The 19,808-nt window shown below is 36.8% G+C and carries 12 protein-coding genes; all 12 read left to right on the forward strand.

The features are described from left to right. Positions 1 to 155 precede the first annotated feature (155 nt). A complete protein-coding gene (locus FLAVO9AF_RS14060) occupies positions 156 to 3,464 on the forward strand; it encodes a VCBS repeat-containing protein (protein WP_159690156.1) in 3,309 nt (1,102 codons plus the stop codon). Then, positions 3,457 to 6,714, forward strand: coding sequence for a VCBS repeat-containing protein (locus FLAVO9AF_RS14065; protein ID WP_159690159.1), 3,258 nt, complete (start codon positions 3,457 to 3,459; stop codon positions 6,712 to 6,714). Before FLAVO9AF_RS14060 ends, FLAVO9AF_RS14065 begins: the two co-directional genes overlap by 8 nt. 23 nt (positions 6,715 to 6,737) lie before the next feature. Then, positions 6,738 to 8,090 carry a vanadium-dependent haloperoxidase gene (locus FLAVO9AF_RS14070; RefSeq protein WP_159690162.1) on the forward strand — a complete coding sequence of 451 codons (1,353 nt, stop codon included), beginning with the start codon at positions 6,738 to 6,740 and terminating at the stop codon, positions 8,088 to 8,090. 4 nt (positions 8,091 to 8,094) lie between these two features. Then, positions 8,095 to 9,006 (forward strand): hypothetical protein, encoded by a 912-nt coding sequence (locus FLAVO9AF_RS14075; protein WP_159690166.1) that lies wholly within the window; start codon positions 8,095 to 8,097, stop codon positions 9,004 to 9,006. A gap of 333 nt (positions 9,007 to 9,339) precedes the next feature. Continuing rightward, positions 9,340 to 10,650, forward strand: a complete 1,311-nt coding sequence (locus FLAVO9AF_RS14080) for an MFS transporter (protein WP_159690169.1) — start codon at positions 9,340 to 9,342, stop codon at positions 10,648 to 10,650. A 141-nt stretch (positions 10,651 to 10,791) separates the two neighbouring features. Continuing rightward, entirely contained in the window at positions 10,792 to 11,970 is a 1,179-nt protein-coding gene (locus FLAVO9AF_RS14085; protein ID WP_159690172.1) for an amylo-alpha-1,6-glucosidase, read from the forward strand. A gap of 2 nt (positions 11,971 to 11,972) precedes the next feature. Further along, entirely contained in the window at positions 11,973 to 12,905 is a 933-nt protein-coding gene (locus tag FLAVO9AF_RS14090; protein WP_159690175.1) for a carbohydrate kinase family protein, read from the forward strand. Positions 12,906 to 13,037: 132 nt separating this feature from the next. Beyond that, on the forward strand, positions 13,038 to 14,252 hold the full coding sequence (locus FLAVO9AF_RS14095) for a sugar MFS transporter (RefSeq protein ID WP_159690178.1): 1,215 nt from the start codon (positions 13,038 to 13,040) through the stop codon (positions 14,250 to 14,252). Continuing rightward, entirely contained in the window at positions 14,249 to 16,126 is a 1,878-nt protein-coding gene (locus FLAVO9AF_RS14100; RefSeq protein ID WP_159690181.1) for a trehalase family glycosidase, read from the forward strand. Before FLAVO9AF_RS14095 ends, FLAVO9AF_RS14100 begins: the two co-directional genes overlap by 4 nt. A 149-nt stretch (positions 16,127 to 16,275) precedes the next feature. Beyond that, positions 16,276 to 16,704, forward strand: coding sequence for a CBS domain-containing protein (locus tag FLAVO9AF_RS14105; protein WP_159690185.1), 429 nt, complete (start codon positions 16,276 to 16,278; stop codon positions 16,702 to 16,704). Between the two features lie 139 nt (positions 16,705 to 16,843). Beyond that, the gene (locus FLAVO9AF_RS14110) at positions 16,844 to 19,129 is read left to right on the forward strand and encodes an NADP-dependent malic enzyme (RefSeq protein WP_159690190.1); all 2,286 of its coding nucleotides are present in this window, start codon (positions 16,844 to 16,846) and stop codon (positions 19,127 to 19,129) included. Between the two features lie 88 nt (positions 19,130 to 19,217). Continuing rightward, entirely contained in the window at positions 19,218 to 19,799 is a 582-nt protein-coding gene (gene ruvA, locus FLAVO9AF_RS14115; protein ID WP_159690195.1) for a Holliday junction branch migration protein RuvA, read from the forward strand. Positions 19,800 to 19,808 lie beyond the last annotated feature (9 nt).

Consider the following 19,808-nt stretch of genomic DNA (forward strand, 5'->3'; position numbering starts at 1 on the left):
TTAGATTAAATTTTGTTTTGTGTTAGTTTAAAGAGGGTAGCGATACCCTCTTTTTCTTTAAAAGTATTTCTGTAAGTTGTTTTTTTTTACATTTTAATTCTATAAATTACGTGACTATAAGAGCCTTACAAAATAATTAAAACCTACTCACTATTATGTTGCAACGATTATTTCTATTTGCTATTGTAACACTTTTTTTCTCGAATTGTTCCAAGGTTAAAACCGATACTTTATTCACTCAATTGCCCTCTTCAGACACCGGTATTGATTTTATCAATGAAGTCAAAAATGGAGAAGATATGAACATTTTTAAATACCGAAATTTTTATAATGGAGGCGGAGTAGCAATTGGTGACATCAACAATGATGGGCTTTCAGATGTATACTTTACTTCCAATTTAGGCAAAAACAAACTCTATCTCAACAAGGGCAATTTTAAGTTTGAAGACATCTCTGTGAAAGCCGGTGTCGAAGGACAAAAGGTTTGGTCAACAGGAGTGGTAATGGTCGATGTGAATGCCGATGGGTTATTAGATATTTATGTTTGTAATGCTGGGAACAGTAAAGGGAGTCAACAAAATAATGAGCTTTTCATTAACAATGGTAACCTAACGTTTACCGAAAAAGCTGAAGAATATAATCTTGCGGATACTGGAATTACAACACATGCAGCTTTTTTTGATTATGATAAAGATGGTGATTTAGATGTTTATATTCTTAATAATAGCTTTATTCCTGTTAGTAGCTTGAATTATTCCAATAAAAGAGAACTACGTGACAAAGATTGGGATGTGGCCGATATTCTTAAAGGTGGAGGCGATAAATTATTACGTAACGACAACGGAAAGTTTGTCGACGTGAGTGAAGCGGCCGGTATTTACGGAAGCTTGATAGGTTTTGGTTTGGGAGTAACTGTGGGAGATGTAAATGGTGATTTGTTCCCAGATATCTATATTTCGAATGATTTTTATGAAAGAGATTATTTGTATATCAACAATAAAAACGGAACTTTTTCAGAGAAAATTCAGGATTGGACGATGCATTTAAGCCAATCTTCTATGGGGGCTGATATGGCTGATGTTAACAATGATGGTAAAGCGGATATTTTTGTGACCGATATGTTACCAGAACCAGATGACCGATTGAAAACAACCACAAGTTTTGAGAATTACGATTTGTTTACCCGAAAATTTAATCTTGATTTTTACAATCAATACATGCAAAATACCTTGCAGGTGAATAACGGGAATCAACAATTCAGCGAGATTGCCAATTATGCAGGAGTAGCTAAAACAGATTGGAGCTGGGGCGCTTTGTTATTTGATATGGACAACGATGGTTTAAAAGATATTTACGTATGCAACGGTATTTATCATGACTTAACCAACCAAGATTTTATGGACTTTTTTGCTAATGAATTGATGCAAAAAATGGTAATTACTGGTAAAAAAGCAGAAATTGAAACCATTATCAACAAAATGCCTAGTACACCAATCCCTAATTATGCATACAAAAACAACGCAAATCTTACTTTTTCGAACCAAGCACAAAATTGGGGATTGGACACACCTAGTTTTTCTAATGGTGCAGCCTATGGTGATTTAGACAACGATGGCGATTTAGATTTGGTCGTGAATAATGTCAATATGGAAGCCTTTGTTTATAAAAACAATGCTGAAAAGAACAAACAAAATCATTTCGTTAAAGTAAAATTAAGAGGTGACCAACAAAATAAATTTGCAGTTGGAAGCACCGTAGAATTGTTCTCTGGTTCCGAAATTTTACGACAAGAGCTCATTCCGTCTCGTGGTTTTCAATCGTCGATAGATTATACGATGACATTCGGAATAGGAACTAAAAAAATTGATTCCTTACAAGTTATTTGGCCTAATGGAAAAACGCAAACCATTAAAAAAGTAACAAACAATACTACGATTCAATTAAATATTTTGGACGCGAAGTCTGATTTTGTAGTCAAAAATAAAGTTGTAAAGCCCTTGTTTTCTGAAACCAAAGCTACATTCTTAGCACATAAAGAAAATGATTATATTGATTTTGACTACGAAGGATTGATTTCTAAAATGATTTCTCAAGAAGGACCAGCTTATGCTGTTGCAGACTTAAATGGAGATGGAAATGAAGATGTTTTTATTGGCGGAGCCAAAGGGCAAGCAGCTCAAGTTTATCTCAATAAAGGGAATGGGACTTTTGCCGAAACTAGTCAAAAGGACTTCCAGAAAGATGCTAGTTTTGAGGATACCTCAGCTGCTTTTTTTGATGCCGACAAAGATGGCGATATGGATGTATTGGTAGGTTCTGGAGGAAATGAAAAAGCGGATCAAGCCAATTACAAAAACAGATTATACCTGAATAACGGAAAAGGGATTTTTACAAAAAGTGCTACCTCACTTCCAACAACAAATAATAATGTGGCTGTAATCGCACCCTATGATTTTGATAATGACGGCGATAACGACGTTTTCATTGGAAGCCGAAGTGTACCTGGGATTTATGGCATTGACCCAAAACATTTATTGTTAGAAAATGATGGCAAAGGAAATTTTACCAATGTAATCGATAAAAAAGCATTTAAAATCAATGCCTACGGAATGATTACCGATGCGGTTTGGGAAGATATTGATAACGACTCCAAAAAAGATTTGATCTTGGTTGGGGAATGGAATGCGCCTATGATTTTCAAAAACACAGGTCGAAGATTGACTACTTTTTCATCTAACTTGACCGAATGGAGTGGATTTTGGAATACAGTAGAGTGTGTAGATTTGAATAATGATGGAAAGAAAGATTTGATTCTAGGCAACAAGGGAACCAATACTTCTTATAAAGCTACCAAGGAAAAACCAATGAAATTGTTTATCAATGATTATGATAACAACGGAACGATTGAACAAATTACTACTCAAACTATTGACGGTAAAGATGTACCCTTGCATTTGAAACAAGAATTGGCCAAACAAATTCCGATGATTAAAAAGAAAAATTTGAGCTATACCGATTATTCTAAAAAGACGTTTCAAGAACTTTTTGATACAGAAGTAATCAATAATTCAGTTCAAAAAACAGCCAAAATGCAAGAAAGTTGTATTGCTATCAACAAAGGAAATGGTAAGTTCGAAATTCAAGTTTTGCCAAAAGAAGTGCAGTTTTCAAGTGTCAATGCCATAACAACTTTGGATATCAATAAAGATGGGATACTAGACTTGGTACTTGGAGGGAATCAATATCCTTTTAAACCTCAATTTTCTAGATTAGATGCCAATTTTGGTAGTGTGCTTTTAGGAAGCAAACAAGAGAAATTTACTTGGGTTCCCAACAACAAATCAGGATTTTTTATGAGAGGGGAAGTCAAACATTTACATGTGATTAAGAACAAGAACAATACGACAGCAGTTTTGGCTGTACTCAATAACAACGCGCCTAAACTTTTTATAAGCAATGAATAATTTTTTAAAAGTTGGTCTAGCCTCATTAATATTGACGGCATGTTCCCAAAAAGAAGCACCACTTTTTGATAAACTCGATCCTACGGAAAGCAATATCACTTTCAAAAATGAGCTAATTGAGTCTAAGAATATTTCGATATTAGATTATCTCTATTATTATAATGGGGGTGGAGTAGCATTAGGCGATATCAATAACGACGGCTTAGTAGATGTGTATTTTACTTCCAATCAAGGGAAAAATAAATTGTATCTCAACAAAGGGAACAACAAATTTGAAGATATTTCAGCCAAGGCGGGTGTAGAAGGGCAAAGCGATTGGAGTGCAGGGACAGTTATGTCCGATGTAAATGGTGATGGATATTTAGACATTTATGTGTGTGCCGTTGTTGGTATTCATGGTTTTGAAGGTCATAACGAGCTTTTCATCAATAATAAGAACAACACTTTTACGGAGAGCGCTGCAGAATATGGTCTCGATTTAGACAATTATAGTTCATCAGCGGCTTTCTTAGATTATGATTTAGATGGAGATTTAGACATGTATTTGCTAAACCATGCAGTCCATTCTGAATTGTCTTTTGGCAATGCCAATATCAGGAACAAAAGAAGTTATGAATGTGGCGATAAATTGTTCCGAAATGATAACGGCAAATTTGTTGACGTAAGTGAAAAGGCGGGCATTTTTGGCGGAGCCAATGGGTATGGTTTAGGAATTGCCGTTTCGGATTTTAATTTGGATGGCTATCCCGATATTTATATAGGGAATGATTTTCATGAAGATGATTATTATTATTTGAATAACGGAGACGGAACTTTTACGGAAAGTTTGAAACAGTTTTTCGGACATACCAGCCGATTCTCTATGGGGGTTGATGTGGCTGATATTAATCACGATGGTTTCCCAGACATTTTAAGCTTGGACATGCTACCCGAAGATGAGAAAGTATTAAAAGCTTCTTTGGGAGATGATAATGTGCAAATGTTGAAAGTACGTACTGAAAAATTAGGCTATCATTATCAATATACTCGTAACATGTTGCAAATAAATCAAGCTGGAAAACATTTTACAGAGACAGCGCTTTTAAGCGGAATCGCTGCTACAGATTGGAGCTGGAGTGCCCTTTTTGCTGATTATGATCAAGACGGGGAACAAGATATTTTTGTTGCTAACGGAATACCCAAACGCCCTAATGACCTTGATTATGTAAAGTATTATTCCAATGATCAAATAAAAAGCAAACTCAATACCACTAAGCTTCTTGACAAGCAAGCTCTTAAAAAAATGCCTGCAGGAAATGTTACGAATTACATTTTTCAAGGCAGTACCGATTTAATCTTTAAAAACCGTTCCAAAGATTGGATAGAAAATGACACTATCATCTCTAATGGAAGTGGTTATGCCGATATTGATAATGATGGGGATTTAGATATTATCACCAACAATACAAACACTGTAGCCACAATTTATAAGAATACTACAGATAATAAAGCGAATTTTTTAAAAATAAAATTGCGTTTTGAAGGGAAAAATACTTTCGGAATAGGGAGTAAAGTAATCGCTTATGCCAAAGGACAAAAACAATTCAAAGAGTTGCAAACCACTAGAGGGTTTCAATCTTCCTCTGAGCCTATGCTGCATTTTGGCTACGGAAAAATAAACACTATTGATTCGTTAGTAGTGATTTGGCCTGACAAAACGTATCAAACGCTAAAAAAGGTAAAAGTAAATCAAGCGCTAACTATAAATTCAAATAAAAACAGAAAAGTATTTGATTACCAATTGCTTCATCCAAAAGTGGAGCCCGTTTTGCAAAAGGTAAAAGGAAACTTAGGAATTAATTTTGAGCATGAAGAAAATGAGTATATTGATTTTATTGTTCAAAAGTTAATTCCTTATCAAAGAACAGATCGTGGTCCTGCTACAGCAATTGGTGATTGGGACGGAGACGGTAAGGAAGATGTTTTCTTTGGTGGTTCAAAAGATAAAAAAGCAGTCTTTTATCTCCAAAAAGGCAATGGTTTTGTAGCCAAAAGTTATCCTGCTCTTGAACAAGATGCTGTCTTTGAAGATGCTTCGGCAGTACTAGCAGATTTTGATGGCGATCAAAAGAAGGATTTATTTGTAGCTTCTGGCGGAGGAGAAAACGCTTCCAATTTGCAAGATCGTTTGTATCGAAACAACAATAACGTTCCTTCGAGACAAGAGTTACCACAAGTAGCACAAAATGCAACAGTGATAAGAGCTTTCGATTATGACAAAGACGGAGACTTAGACGTTTTTATTGGAAATAACTCTGAGACGAATCGTTTTGGAAGTACACCAGATTGCTATTTATTAAAGAATACTAAAGGTAAATTTACCCTAGACCAAACTAAAACGTTTGCTAAAATTGGTATGGTTACCGACGCTGTTTTTACCGATTTTAATTCCGATGGACAAACGGATTTAATCGTGATTGGAGAATGGATGCAACCTACTTTTTTTGCCAATAAAAACGGAAAGTTCACCAATGTTACAACAACCGTTGCTTCTTCTAAAAATAAAGGAATTTGGCAAACCATTCTCCCTTTTGATATTGATCATGATGGCGATGAAGATTACTTGCTTGGCAATTGGGGGATGAATTCAAAGTTCAACGCCTCGGAGACTTATCCATTAAAAATGTATTATGACGATTTTGACAATAATGGCACTTTTGAAACTATTGTAGCAAAAGAGAAGAACGGAAAGTATTACACTACAATGGGCTTAGATGAATTGACAGAGCAATTTAGTGGTATGCTCAAGAAAAAATTCAATAGTTATCAATCATTTGCGGGTAAAACAGTCGAAGAGATTTTTGACCCTGCGATGCTAGCTATTGCAAAACAATATGAGGTACATACATTGCAATCGGGCTATTTAAAAAACAATAAAGGAAAATTTGTTTTTGTTCCTTTTTCTAACGCAATGCAAGTGGCGCCAATAACAAGTTTTGTAGCTGGTAATTTTGTCGGAGATGCCAAACCCGAAGTGTTTGCTGCCGGAAATTACTTTGGTGTGTCTCCATACCACAGCCGATTTGACGGTTTCTCTGGTGCATTAATTGTCGACCAAAAAACAATGCTTTTAGGCCATCAATTAGGTATCGATTTGACTCAAAAAGCAGTGCGTCATCTAGACATTCTCTCGGTTAATAATCAAAATTATTTATTGGTGACTATCAATAACAAACCCGCAGAAGTCTATCAAATAACCAACAAAAAATAACCAACCAAACTAGATTTACACAAATGAAATTTTCTATTTTATCTCTAATAAGTGTTTGTTTCTTGGCAACTTCTTGCCATAACGAAAAAGCAATTACAATAACCTCTAATGATTATTGTGCCGCTGTTGATACGGTAACCGGAATTATGGTTCATGATATTTTTTCGCCACCAGTAGCAAGTAGGATATATGTTTATCCTAATGTCGCTGCTTATGAAATTATGGTACAAAACAGTAACGAGTATCAAAGTCTACAAGGGCAATTAAAAGGCTTGGATTCTATTCCTGTTTTAGACACTAAAAGCGGAGTCAATGTTCCGTTGGCAGCCTTAATAGCGCAGATGGAAGTGAGTAAAAAACTCGTTTTTTCTGAAGAAGCTATTGAAAAATACCGCGATAGTTTGTACGCAAAATGGAGTGATGAAAATGAAAAAGAATTTGAAGTTTCTAAGGAATATGCACTAAAAGTGGTTGACCGTATTGCAAAATGGATGGGAAAAGACAATTACAAAGAAACGAGAACGATGCCTAAATATTCGGTTTATGCAGACCAACCGGCTCGTTGGCAACCTACACCACCCGCTTACATGGATGCAGTTGAACCACATTGGGGCAAAATTAGAACATTAGTTATGGATTCTGCTGCTCAGTTTAAGCCTAAAGCGCCTTTTCCTTTTTCTACCGATAAAAACTCAGATTTTTATAGAGAAGCTAAAGAAACCTATGATGTAGGGAATAAGATTTCTAAAGATTTATTGGCTATGGAAAAGACCAAAAGCACCACAATTCCAGAAGAGTCGGCTATAGCCACTTTTTGGGATTGCAATCCGTATGCTACCGTGACACAAGGACATATGATGTTTGCCAAAAAGAAAAACACTCCCGATGCGCACTGGATAAATATTGCTAAAATAGCGTGTAAAACCGCAAAAACAGATTTTAATAAAACGGTTTTCGTGTATACCAAAACATCAATTGGTGTTTTCGAATCGTTCATCAGCTGCTGGGACCAAAAGTTTAAAACCAACGTTGTGCGTCCAGAAACCTATATCAATCAATACATAGACGAGAACTGGAAACCGCAGTTACAAACGCCCCCTTTTCCTGAATACACTAGTGGGCATTCTGTTTTATCGGCTTGTTCTGCCGAGATTTTGACGGCAATTTTCGGAGATAATTTTGCATATGTAGACGATTCTGAAATTCCATTTGGGTTGCCAAAACGAAAGTTTACTTCTTTTAAACAAGCGGCCGATGAAGCATCGATTAGTAGATTATATGGAGGTATTCATTACCGTGCCGCAATTTTGAACGGAGTGGAACAAGGGAAAATGATTGGACAATACATCAATAGTAAATTAAAAATGACCAAGTAAAGCGATGAAGAAGAAAATTGTTATTTTTTGTAGTGTTGTGTTGTTTCTTTTTTTGGGATGGTATTTTGGCATTAAATCATCGGATTATACCATAACATTTACAGCAAAAGCAGCCTCTGGAACTGTTTTTCAAGGCATACAAGAATGGTCAAATATTCAAAGACAAAAGAGAAAAGAGCATTTTACTGTAGTAGAAAAAAATAATTTTGATTACCTAAAACAGCAGATGACTGTTGGAGATACTTCCTATACCTATGTTTGGGAAATAACTCCTTTGAACGACTCAGTGTCTAAAGTAAGTGTGGGAATCAATGAAATTGGGAAGAGTTGGTATAACAAAATCACCGCTCCTTTTTGGCCCACAAAATTCAAAACCGAACAAATTAGGAAAGTCAAAGATTTACGTGAAGGATTGAATGAGCATCTCAAAAATTTGAAAGTCAGAATTGACGGAGAAGGTACTTCAAAGCCAGTATATGTTGCTTACATTCAACTCAAAAGTGTGTTGCAAGAAAAAGCACAAACTATGATTGGGAATGATGCTGCAATTACAGGATTTTTATACACCCATAAAATTAAAATCGTTGACCGACCTTATGTAGAAATTGTAGATTGGGATTTAGATAAAGAAACACTCGTTTTTAATTATTGTTTTCCCATTGATCCTTCAACAAAAGCGATAGCTGACGCTAATGTAAAATTCAAAACGATTCCTGCTCTAAAAGGACTTAAGGCAACCTATTATGGTAATTTTAGAACGTCTGACAGAGCTTGGTTTGCTTTGATGGATTATGCCAAAAAGCACGATTTAAAAATTAAAAATATAGCCTTAGAACATTTTCTTGCCAACCCGTTTAATGGAGGTGAGGAATTAGAATGGGAAACCCAAATTATTATGCCTTACGATGTAAAGTAGTTTTTCTCTTTTCACACTCATTTTAGCTTAAAATCAATGAGTTCGAAAACGTTTTCGGTTCTTACGAAAACGTTTTTTGTTTTAAATAAGAATTGTTTTAATAGAATACAGTTAAATTTAGATTGAATTATTTGAATTTGTGGAAACAACGGGTATGCAAAAGTGAAACTATGCCTCTTTTTAGCCCCGACAGCAGCGGCATCCTTTGCTTTTTTTCTTTAAAAAAGCAAAGATATAGCGTATGGCGGGACGATGACAGCAAAGAAGCCTTTTGAATACTGCTCCTAAATCATACCTAAACAGTTTATAACTAACCTAACCGATGCATTACTTATGGCGATAAAGCTAAAACTCAATTTTTGGCAAATTTGGAATATGAATGTTGGCTTTTTTGGCATTCAATACAGTTTCGGATTGCAACAAAGTGCCGTTAATCCTATTTATGATTTTTTGGGTGCTAGTCCAGACGAAATTCCGTTACTCAATTTGGCTGGGCCAGTTACCGGATTATTGATTCAGCCCTTGATTGGGGCAATGAGTGACCGCACTTGGCACCCGCGTTGGGGTCGAAGAAAACCTTATTTCTTTGTTGGAGCTTTACTTTGCAGTATCTGTTTGTTGTTGTTTCCCTACAGCAGTTCGTTGTGGATGGCGGCAGGCTTGCTTTGGATTTTGGACGCAGGAAACAATACGGCTATGGAGCCTTACCGCGCTTTTATTGCGGACAAGTTAGACGAAGAGCAACAGCCAATTGGGTTTCAGATGCAAAGTTTTTTTACCGGTTTGGGGCAAACTTTGGCCAATCTATCGCTCTTTATTTTCCCGATGATTTTTATTGGTAAAACGGGTTCGTTGCCCACGTGGGTGTATGCTTCCTTTTTTCTGGGAGCGGTTTGTTCTATAGGTTCGATTTGGTGGAGTATGAAAACAACCAGCGAAATCCCGCCAACGCCAGAGGAATTGGCAGTTTTGAAATCGCATAAAGGAGGTTTGTTTGAACCCTTAGTTGAGATTTTCTCTGCCATTGGCGATATGCCTCGCGTAATGTGGCAACTGGCTTTGGTGTATTTGTTTCAGTGGTATGCGCTGTTTTGTTATTGGCAAAATTCGTCCAAAAGCATCGCCTTATCCGTTTGGCAAGCCACGCCACAAAGCAATCCAGCAGCGTATGAACAAGCGGTGAGTTGGACCGGATTGGTCAACGGTTGGTACAATGTAGTTACTTTTTTGACCGCATTTTTATTGGTAGGATTTGCCAAAAGATTCAGCCCAAAAGCCGTTCACGCCTTTTGCTTGCTCTTGGCAGCTCTAGGATTTTTGGCTTTTCCACACATCGAAAACAAGAATGTATTGTTTTTCGCCATCACCGGTTTCGGAATCGGGTGGGCGAGTATGATGGGTATTCCGTATTTAATGGTCGTTCACGAAATCCCCAAAGAGCGTTATGGCGTTTATATGGGCATCATCAATATGATGATTGTGATTCCAATGATTATTCAAAACGTCACTTTTGGATACATTCTAAAACATTTTTTACACAACGACGCACGACTCGCCATCACTTTTGCAGGAGTACTGCTCATGTGTAGTGTGCTTTGTACGTTATTAATCAAGAGTAAACCAACCGTTTTAAAAGATAATTAGGGCGTGACCACTTCTAGCAAAGGGGGCTTTTATCGGAGCGTGCTAGTTGCCCCCTTTGCTACAAGCGGTCGGGCTTTACGCTCCGCCGCGGCGGACAGCTTCAATCCCTCACGCAAAAATAAGCAACGCAATTTATATCAAATGACAAGCAACTTTTCTTATTCAAAAGCTATAGAATTACTCCAAAAATGTTCCTCAGAGCAAGGATTTTTGGCCAGCGCACAAGACATTTCCAATTACAAAAGAGTTTGGGCGCGAGATGGAGTGATTTGCGGATTGGCAGCCTTAGCCTCAGGCAATGATAATTTAATAGCAACCTTCAAAAAAACATTGGAGACCTTGGCCACTTTTCAGCATAGCATTGGCACTATTCCTTCCAATGTTCAGTTCAACAACGATGGGGCTGAGGTAAGTTACGGCGGATTAGCCGGACGAGTAGATGCCGTAACTTGGTTCATTATTGGAGTTTGTCAGTATGCGTATGCTACTAATGATGAATGCTTCCTAGCCAAACACGCAGCCAAAATAGAGAAATGCTTTAAACTTTTAGACGCTTGGGAATTCAATAATCGCGGATTGGTTTATGTGCCTTTATCCGGCAATTGGGCCGATGAATACATCACAGATGGGTATGTCTTGTACGACCAATTACTCCGAGTTTGGGCACTCAAAAGCTATAATCATTTCGCAGAAGAAGCATCAATCGATGAAAAAATAAAACAAATAGAAGAACGCATTATCCAGAACTTTTGTCCTGAGTCCGGTGGGGAAAAATACCACGAAAGAGCTTACGAGGCTTGTGACATTAGTAATTACTTGCCTTGTAGCTTTTCTCCAGCTGGTTATAAAAGTCAGTTTGATGGGTTTGCCAATTCATTAGCCTTACTGTTAGACATTGGTCCAGCCAATTTTCAAAAAACAATCGTGGACTATGCCACAACCTTACAACAAGAACGTCCTTTGGGATTGTTGCCCGCCTTCTGGCCACCCATTCACGAAACCGACCCCGATTGGTATTTGCTCAAAAACAATTGCAAATACGAATTCCGAAACTATCCTAACGAATTTCATAACGGCGGTAGTTGGCCAATGGTTAATGGTTTCTTTGGATTAGCCTTATTGTCTAAAAACGAAAAGGCAAATGCCACACAACTTTTACAAGCCATAAACGATGCCAACGCCCTAGCCGATTTTAGTTTTTACGAGAACTTCAACACAGCCACAAAAGCGCCAAACGGAGTGCCATTCTGCGCTTGGAGTGCCGCAGGAGCCGTTCTTTTGCATCAAAGTTTACATACTAATTTTAAACTCTTACTTTAATTTTGGAAAAAACTATAGATATACTATGTGCCGGCGAGATTCTCATAGATTGTATTGGGCAACAAACCAATGCTACTCTTGCGGAAACAACTTCTTACGGTAGGTTTTTGGGCGGTTCACCAACAAATGTCGCCATAAATGCTGCCAAACTTGGATTGCGGTCAGCACTTGTCGCTAGTTGTGGAGCTGATGGTTTGGGAGATTTTATGATAGAGAGTTTGCAAAAAGCCAATGTAATAACATCGCAATTAAGCCAAAAACAAGACACATCAACCTCGATAATTTTGGTTTCTAAATCAACAGGAACACCAGATTTTATTCCGTATCGCACGGCTGATTTTTTAATAGAACAAGAACAAATTCCAACTGCATTTTTACAACAAGCCAAAATTTTCCACACCACTTGCTTTGGATTAAGTAAAAATCCAGCGCAAACCACCATCATAGAAAGCGCTCAACGTGCGGCACAGTTAGGTGTTAAAACCAGTATAGATATTAATTTCTCGGAACGCATTTGGCCCAATCGAGAGGAGGCAAAAACAATAATTGCAAGGTATCTAGCGACGAATCCTTTAGTAAAATTGAGCGAAGATGATTGCTATCGTTATTTTGGGGAAACCAAATCGGAGTCTTTTATTTTGGATTATTTTCATAAACTAGGTGCAGCAACTATTTGTTTGACCAAAGGAAAAGATGGTGTGGTTTTATCAGACACTAGTTATGGAAAAATTACGCAACCCGCTCTATCAATTACCGACATAAAAGATGCTACTGGAGCAGGAGATGCTTTTTGGACAGGCTTTTTGTATGCACAATTGCAACAAAAAAGTTTTGAAGAAACGCTTGCAATCGCCCAAAAACTAGCAGTATTAAAGTTACAACATCTGGGAGGATTGCCCAATGATGTTGACATTGTAAGCTATTTGAATACTTAAATAACCGAATCAAATATGAAATGAGCACGACCAAAAATTGGTAGCGAGCATCGATGAAGATGTGCGACCCGAGCGATAGCGAACAGGCAAAGCAATTACATATGACCTTTAAAAAACAAATATTATCTACATATGAAAAAGAACACTATCAAATGGGCAATGTATCTCAATTACTTTGTTTTTGCTATTTTGCTTAATAGTGTAGGAATCGTAATCCTCAAAGCACAAAGAAACTATGGTGTAGACGAATTAGAAGCGAGTATTTTAGAAGCCTTCAAAGATTTGCCTATAGCTATTGTCTCTTTCTTGGTTGCTTCATTTTTACCAAGAATTGGTTATAAAAGAGCGATGCTCATTGGTCTAGGATTGGTGTATATTGCTTGTATAACAATGTATTTTGGGAATTCATTTGCCACAGCAAAATTACTCTTTGCCACGGTTGGTGTTTCTTTTGCCTTAATTAAAGTGTCGGTTTATTCTCTTATCGGAACAGTAACCGAGAATAAGCAAGAACATAACAGCTTAATGAGCAGTATAGAAGGGGTTTTTATGATAGGAATTGCTTTGGCTTATTTCTTATTTCCCGCGTTTAATTCGGAAACCAATCCCGATGCTTGGCTCAACGTGTATTGGTTGTTGGCAGGAATTTCAGGAGTCTCTTTTGCGTTTTTGTTTTTGGTAAAATCTGAAAGTCAAGTTGAGGTTCCCGGAGTCAATCTACTCGATGATTTTAAGCAAATGTTCCAACTAATGGCCAAATTACTAACGATAGTTTTTGTAATTAGTGCTTTTTTGTTTGTGATGATAGAACAAGGCATTATGTCTTGGTTGCCCACTTTTAATAGCAAAGTGCTGCATTTGCCAGAAAACATTAGCATTATGATGGCTAGTATTCTGGCTATTTCTTTAGCAATAGGAAGATTGGCAGCTGGTTTTTTAACCAAAAAAATCAATTGGATTTGGATTTTAAGTGCTTGCATTATCATTGCGATGTTGATTGTGATTTTTGTATTGCCCAAAGCGGTAGGCCTCGAAGTAAAAACGATTACTTCATTATCCGATATTCCATTGATAGGATTTGCTTTTCCATTAGTAGGTTTGTTCATAGCACCTATTTATCCTTTGTTGAATTCTGTCGTGTTGAGCGCGCTTCCCAAAAGCTTACATAGTTCAATGACGGGATTGATAGTTGTTTTTTCAGCCTTGGGAGGTACTTTAGGGTCAAGAATTATTGGGTATTTGTTTAAGAATGAAGGCCCCGAAAATGCTTTTTATTACACCTTGATTCCGATGGCGTTGCTTTTGTTTTCCTTTTTTATATTAAAAAAATTAACAACGACCCGATGAAAATAGCCGTGGAAATCAATGCCGTTTTTGAGCAATTACTGCTGCAAGAAGATACAGATAAAGACAAAAAAATAACGAAAGACGATAAAGGTCCCAAACGATTTGTTTTGAATGACAGCAGAACAAAAGAGCAATTCGTAATTGAAGGAACCTATCATTTATCAAATCTTTTGCAAGAATTAGCAGAATTGAGGGAGCAAGGTACTATCTATGGTGAAATCAATCTTGACCGAATTCAGGAACAACCCGTTGACCGAATTTCAAGAAAAATCCGAACGTCTTATTGGGACGAACTTACGCGGTCAATCGATAGAAAAGGCTTGCAGCGAATTTTGGCAGATGAGAAAACATCCAATGCGGTTCCTACTCTTTATGTGTCGGCAAAAGATACAGAAGGTGTTGCCTATTTTTTAGCATTAGAAAAAGAATGGGGCAATTTCAAATTGGCGATTTTACCTGAAAATTATACGCAAGACTATGTCGAGACGCTAAATACCAAACCAGGCCTTTTGGCTTTGGCCACTTCTCAAGATGAAAAAGAGATAAAAGGCGTTCCTTTTGTAGTTCCCGGTGGACGATTTAACGAAATGTACGGCTGGGATAGTTTCTTTATTGGCTTGGGTTTATTGATAGATGACAAATTGGATTTGGCCAAAGCCATTGCAACCAATTTTAAGTATCAAATAGAATATTACGGTAAAATTTTAAACGCCAACAGAAGTTATTATTTGACTAGAACTCAACCTCCTTTGTATTCTTCGTTGCTTCGAGCGATTGTAGATTATGAAAAACCAGCTATAGCTTGGTTGGCAAGTCATTTAGAAACAGTAATTCTAGAGTACCATTCGGTTTGGATGGTGATGGGTGAGCGTTTAACGCCAACAGGCTTGAGCCGATATAAAGCCGACGGTATCGGAATGCCTTTTGAAGTAGAACCAGGACATTTTGATGAGGTTTTGGAACCTTTTGCCCAAAAATACCAACTCCCTTTAAGAGAATTTGAAAAAAAATATTTAGAACGAAGCATTGTCGATACTGATTTGGATGAGTATTTTGTGCATGATCGAAGTATGCGAGAAAGCGGTCACGATACCACCAACCGATTGATTAATTCGTGTGCCAACTTGAATTCGGTTGACATCAATAGCTTTTTGTATAAATATGAAATAGATATCTCCTATTTTATTACAACTTATTTTGATGGTACTTTTGTGTCCCAAAATAAAACGTATACAGCACAAGAATGGCTTGATAAGGCAAAAACACGAAAGGCATTAATCGATAAGTATTGTTGGAATGAAACGGAAGGAATGTATTTTGACTATGACTTTGTGAATAAGAAGTCCTTTCAGTTTGAAGCGGCAACCACTTTTTTCCCGTTATGGGCAGGCTTATGTTCTCAAGAGCAGGCGGAAAAAATGGTAGAAAAAACGTTGCCTAAATTTGTAATGACAGGGGGTGTCGCCGGAAGTACAGCTGAAAGTGTAGCCAATGTAAACCCAGATGCTCCTCAACGTCAATGGGATTATCCTTTTGGTTGGGCACCTCATCAAATGCTATTGTGGGAAGGACTAAAAAAATACGGTTTTGAATCCAAATTACAGGAAATGGTTTACCGCTGGTTGTGGTTGATTACCATCAATGCTGTAGAGTACAACGGTACCATTCCAGAAAAATTCGATTTAGAAATCAGTTCTCATAAAGTATTTGCAGAGTATGGTAACGTTGGAACCGAGTTTGATTACATCGCCAAAGAAGGTTTCGGATGGGTAAATGCGTCCTATCAATGCGGTTTAGCTTTGCTCGCCCCAAAATGGAAAGTTAAGCTGAATGAACTAATTCATCCTGATGAATTATTTTTGGAAGGGATTTAAGTTTTTTACGGTTAAGCGAAAATTATGGATTTTGTATCCAATTTTTAGCCAATGAAGAAAGTGTAAATAACTTCTAATAATAAAAAATAGCTTTTATGTTTTTTGAATGTTTATTTTTTTAACTTTATATTTATTTAAATACAATTTATATGACTGTTAATCAAATATTAAGCACAAAGGGAAAGGACGTTTATTCCATACTTTCCACCAACACTGTTTACGAAGCGTTAACAGTGATGAGCGAAAAAAACATAGGCGCCATTCTTATTATTGAAGAAGGTGTTCTAAAAGGGATTTTATCAGAAAGAGATTATGCTAGAAAAATTGTTTTAAAATCTAAATCTTCTAAGAAAACATTAGTTAATGAAATTATGGTTACCGAAGTGTTTACCGTTAGCCCTTCGGATAAATTAGAGTACTGTATGGAATTGATGAGTACCAAACGAGTAAGACACCTACCAGTAGTTGAAAATGATGTTGTGATTGGTATCATTTCGATTAGCGATGTAGTAAAAGCGATTATTGAAATGCAAAAGGAGACAATTGCACATTTAAATTCTTACATTACACAGGGATAAAAAATAAATTATGACTTTTTAAAGGCTGCTTTTGCAGCTTTTTTTATTTTATAACAAAGATTATAATAAAAATTAAATTTTTGGTGACTATTTTACAATTAGAACTTTATCTTTGTAAGTCAGATTAAATCTAAAAAAAATGGAGAATAACAACAAAAGAAAGGAAGCTTTATTATACCACGCAAAGCCAACTCCTGGAAAGATTCAAGTAGTTCCAACAAAAAAATATGCCACACAAAGAGATTTGTCATTAGCCTATTCACCTGGTGTTGCTGAGCCTTGTTTAGAAATTGCAAAAGATGTAGATAACGTTTACAAATACACCGCAAAAGGAAATTTAGTAGCGGTAATTACCAATGGAACAGCAGTTTTGGGACTTGGGGACATTGGGCCAGAAGCTTCAAAACCAGTAATGGAAGGGAAAGGACTTTTGTTCAAAATATTTTCGGATATCGATGTATTTGATATCGAAATTGGAACCAAAAATGTTGACGAATTCATCGAAACAGTAAAAAATATTGCTCCTACTTTTGGAGGAATCAACCTTGAAGATATCAAAGCACCTGAGTCTTTTGAAATCGAAAGACGATTAGTTGAAGAACTAAATATTCCGGTGATGCATGATGACCAACACGGAACAGCAATTATTTCTTCAGCAGCTTTACTTAATGCATTAGAGCTAGCTGATAAAAAAGCCGAAGATATTAAAATGGTCGTTTCTGGAGCGGGTTCTGCTGCAATTGCATGCGCAGATTTGTATGTGCTTTTAGGAATAAAACCAGAGAATGTATACATGTTTAATAGTAAAGGTTTGTTGACAAAAGACAATCCTTCTATTTCCGAATTGCAACGAAAATACGCAAGAGATTGCGAGCCGATTAGCTTAGCAGAAGCTATGAAAGGTTGTGATTTGTTCTTAGGTCTTTCTACGGCAGATGTTTTGACGCCAGAAATGCTTTTGAGCATGGCCGAAAATCCAATTGTTTTCGCCATGGCCAATCCAAATCCTGAGATTGAATACAATTTAGCCATTGCTACTCGTAAAGATATCATTATGGCTACTGGCCGTTCGGATTATCCGAATCAAGTAAATAACGTATTGGGATTCCCTTATATTTTTAGAGGCGCACTAGATGTTCGTGCCACCAAAATCAACGAAGCAATGAAAATGGCTGCCGTTAGAGCATTGGCATCTTTAGCCAAAGAATCAGTTCCAGAACAAGTAAATGTGGCTTACGGAGCTACCAAACTAACTTTTGGTCGTGAGTATATTATTCCAAAACCTTTCGACCCAAGATTGATTGCGGTAGTTGCACCAGCTGTTGCCAAAGCAGCTATGGAATCCGGAGTAGCACAAAACCCAATTACCGATTGGGAAAAATACAAAGATGAATTGTTGGAGCGTTTAGGTCACGACAACAAATTGGTTCGTATGATTACAACTAGAGCCAAATCGGACCCTAAGTCTATTGTTTTTGCAGAAGCAGACCATTTAGATGTGCTAAAAGCAGCTCAAATTGTTCACGACGAAGGTATTGGTTTCCCGATTTTGTTAGGAAATAAAGAAATTATCTTGGAATTAAAGGCTGAGATTGGTTTTGATGCTGATGTGACAATTATTGACCCAAAAGAAAAAGAAGAAGAAGGAAGAAGAGACCGTTTTGCCACGGCTTATTGGGAGACCAGAAAAAGAAGAGGAATTTCATTTTTGGATGCTCAAAAATTAATGCGCGAGCGTAATTATTTTGCCGCAATGATGGTCAATGTTGGCGAAGCTGATGCATTGGTTAGCGGACATTCTAGAAGTTATCCTTCGGTAGTAAAGCCAATGTTACAATTGGTTGATAAGGCACCAGGAGCATCAATTGTTGCTACTGCTAACATTATGATGACAAAACGAGGGCCAATGTTTTTCTCTGATACTGCTATCAATATAAATCCATCAGCAGATGAATTGGCAAAAATTGCGTTAATGACGGCCAAAACAGCAAGAATGTTTGGAGTGGAGCCTGTAATTGCAATGGTTTCGTATTCAAATTTTGGTTCTTCAACCAATCCAAGTGCAGGAAAAGTTCGTGAGGCAGTGGCCTATTTGCATGAAAATTATCCAGATTTATGTATTGATGGAGAAATTCAAGCAGATTTTGCCTTGAATCCAGATATGCTAAAAGCTAAATTTCCTTTTTCTAAACTTGCCGATAAAAAAGTGAATACATTGGTTTTTCCAAATTTAGAATCAGCCAACATCACTTATAAATTGTTGAAAGAGTTAGATAAAGTGGAGTCTATAGGGCCAATTATGTTGGGAATGGGCAAACCAGTTCATATTTTTCAATTAGGAGCTAGTGTTGAGGAAATGGTAAATATGTCTGCCATAGCAATCATTGATGCTCAAGAAAAACAAAAGAAAAAAGCGAATAATTAAGTAAAACACAAAGTAACAAAAGTCTAGCAGATGATTTTCAATCAAATGCTGGACTTTTTTGTTATATTTGGTTCGTTAAAACAAATAAATGATTGCACATTTACAAGGGAAATTAGTAGAAAAATCACCAACGCACATCGTTATAGATTGTGCTGGTGTAGGATATCATATTAATATATCATTACATACTTATTCATTATTGCCAAACAATGATTTTGTAAAGGTATATACCCATCTTCAAATTAAAGAAGATGCACATACTTTGTATGGTTTTATAGAAAAATCCGAAAGAGAGATTTTTCGATTGTTATTGTCTGTTTCCGGAATAGGAGCGGGGATTGCTAGAACAATGCTTTCTTCTTTAGACCCAAGACAAATTACAAATGCTATTGCTTCTGCTGATGTTTCGACTATTCAATCAATCAAAGGTATTGGAAATAAAACGGCACAACGAGTTATACTCGATTTGAAAGAAAAAGTTGTTAAATTATACGATTTAGACGAACTTTCAGTATCGCAAAGCAATACAAATAAAGATGAAGCGTTATCTGCTCTAGAGGTTTTGGGTTTTGTTCGAAAGACTTGCGAAAAAGTAATCGAGAAGATTGTTTTAGCAGAGCCTGATGCTACAGTAGAAACCATTATTAAGAAAGCCTTAAAAAGTTTGTAAAAGAACCAA

Origin of the sequence: Flavobacterium sp. 9R (genome assembly GCF_902506345.1) — a bacterium.
Taxonomy (GTDB): domain Bacteria; phylum Bacteroidota; class Bacteroidia; order Flavobacteriales; family Flavobacteriaceae; genus Flavobacterium.

Coding starts and splice junctions, on each gene's coding strand:
- FLAVO9AF_RS14060 (WP_159690156.1), top strand. CDS start 156: ATGTTGCAACGATTATTTCTATTTGCTATTGTAACACTTTTTTTCTCG.
- FLAVO9AF_RS14065 (WP_159690159.1), top strand. CDS start 3,457: ATGAATAATTTTTTAAAAGTTGGTCTAGCCTCATTAATATTGACGGCA.
- FLAVO9AF_RS14070 (WP_159690162.1), top strand. CDS start 6,738: ATGAAATTTTCTATTTTATCTCTAATAAGTGTTTGTTTCTTGGCAACT.
- FLAVO9AF_RS14075 (WP_159690166.1), top strand. CDS start 8,095: ATGAAGAAGAAAATTGTTATTTTTTGTAGTGTTGTGTTGTTTCTTTTT.
- FLAVO9AF_RS14080 (WP_159690169.1), top strand. CDS start 9,340: ATGGCGATAAAGCTAAAACTCAATTTTTGGCAAATTTGGAATATGAAT.
- FLAVO9AF_RS14085 (WP_159690172.1), top strand. CDS start 10,792: ATGACAAGCAACTTTTCTTATTCAAAAGCTATAGAATTACTCCAAAAA.
- FLAVO9AF_RS14095 (WP_159690178.1), top strand. CDS start 13,038: ATGAAAAAGAACACTATCAAATGGGCAATGTATCTCAATTACTTTGTT.
- FLAVO9AF_RS14100 (WP_159690181.1), top strand. CDS start 14,249: ATGAAAATAGCCGTGGAAATCAATGCCGTTTTTGAGCAATTACTGCTG.
- FLAVO9AF_RS14105 (WP_159690185.1), top strand. CDS start 16,276: ATGACTGTTAATCAAATATTAAGCACAAAGGGAAAGGACGTTTATTCC.
- FLAVO9AF_RS14110 (WP_159690190.1), top strand. CDS start 16,844: ATGGAGAATAACAACAAAAGAAAGGAAGCTTTATTATACCACGCAAAG.
- ruvA (WP_159690195.1), top strand. CDS start 19,218: ATGATTGCACATTTACAAGGGAAATTAGTAGAAAAATCACCAACGCAC.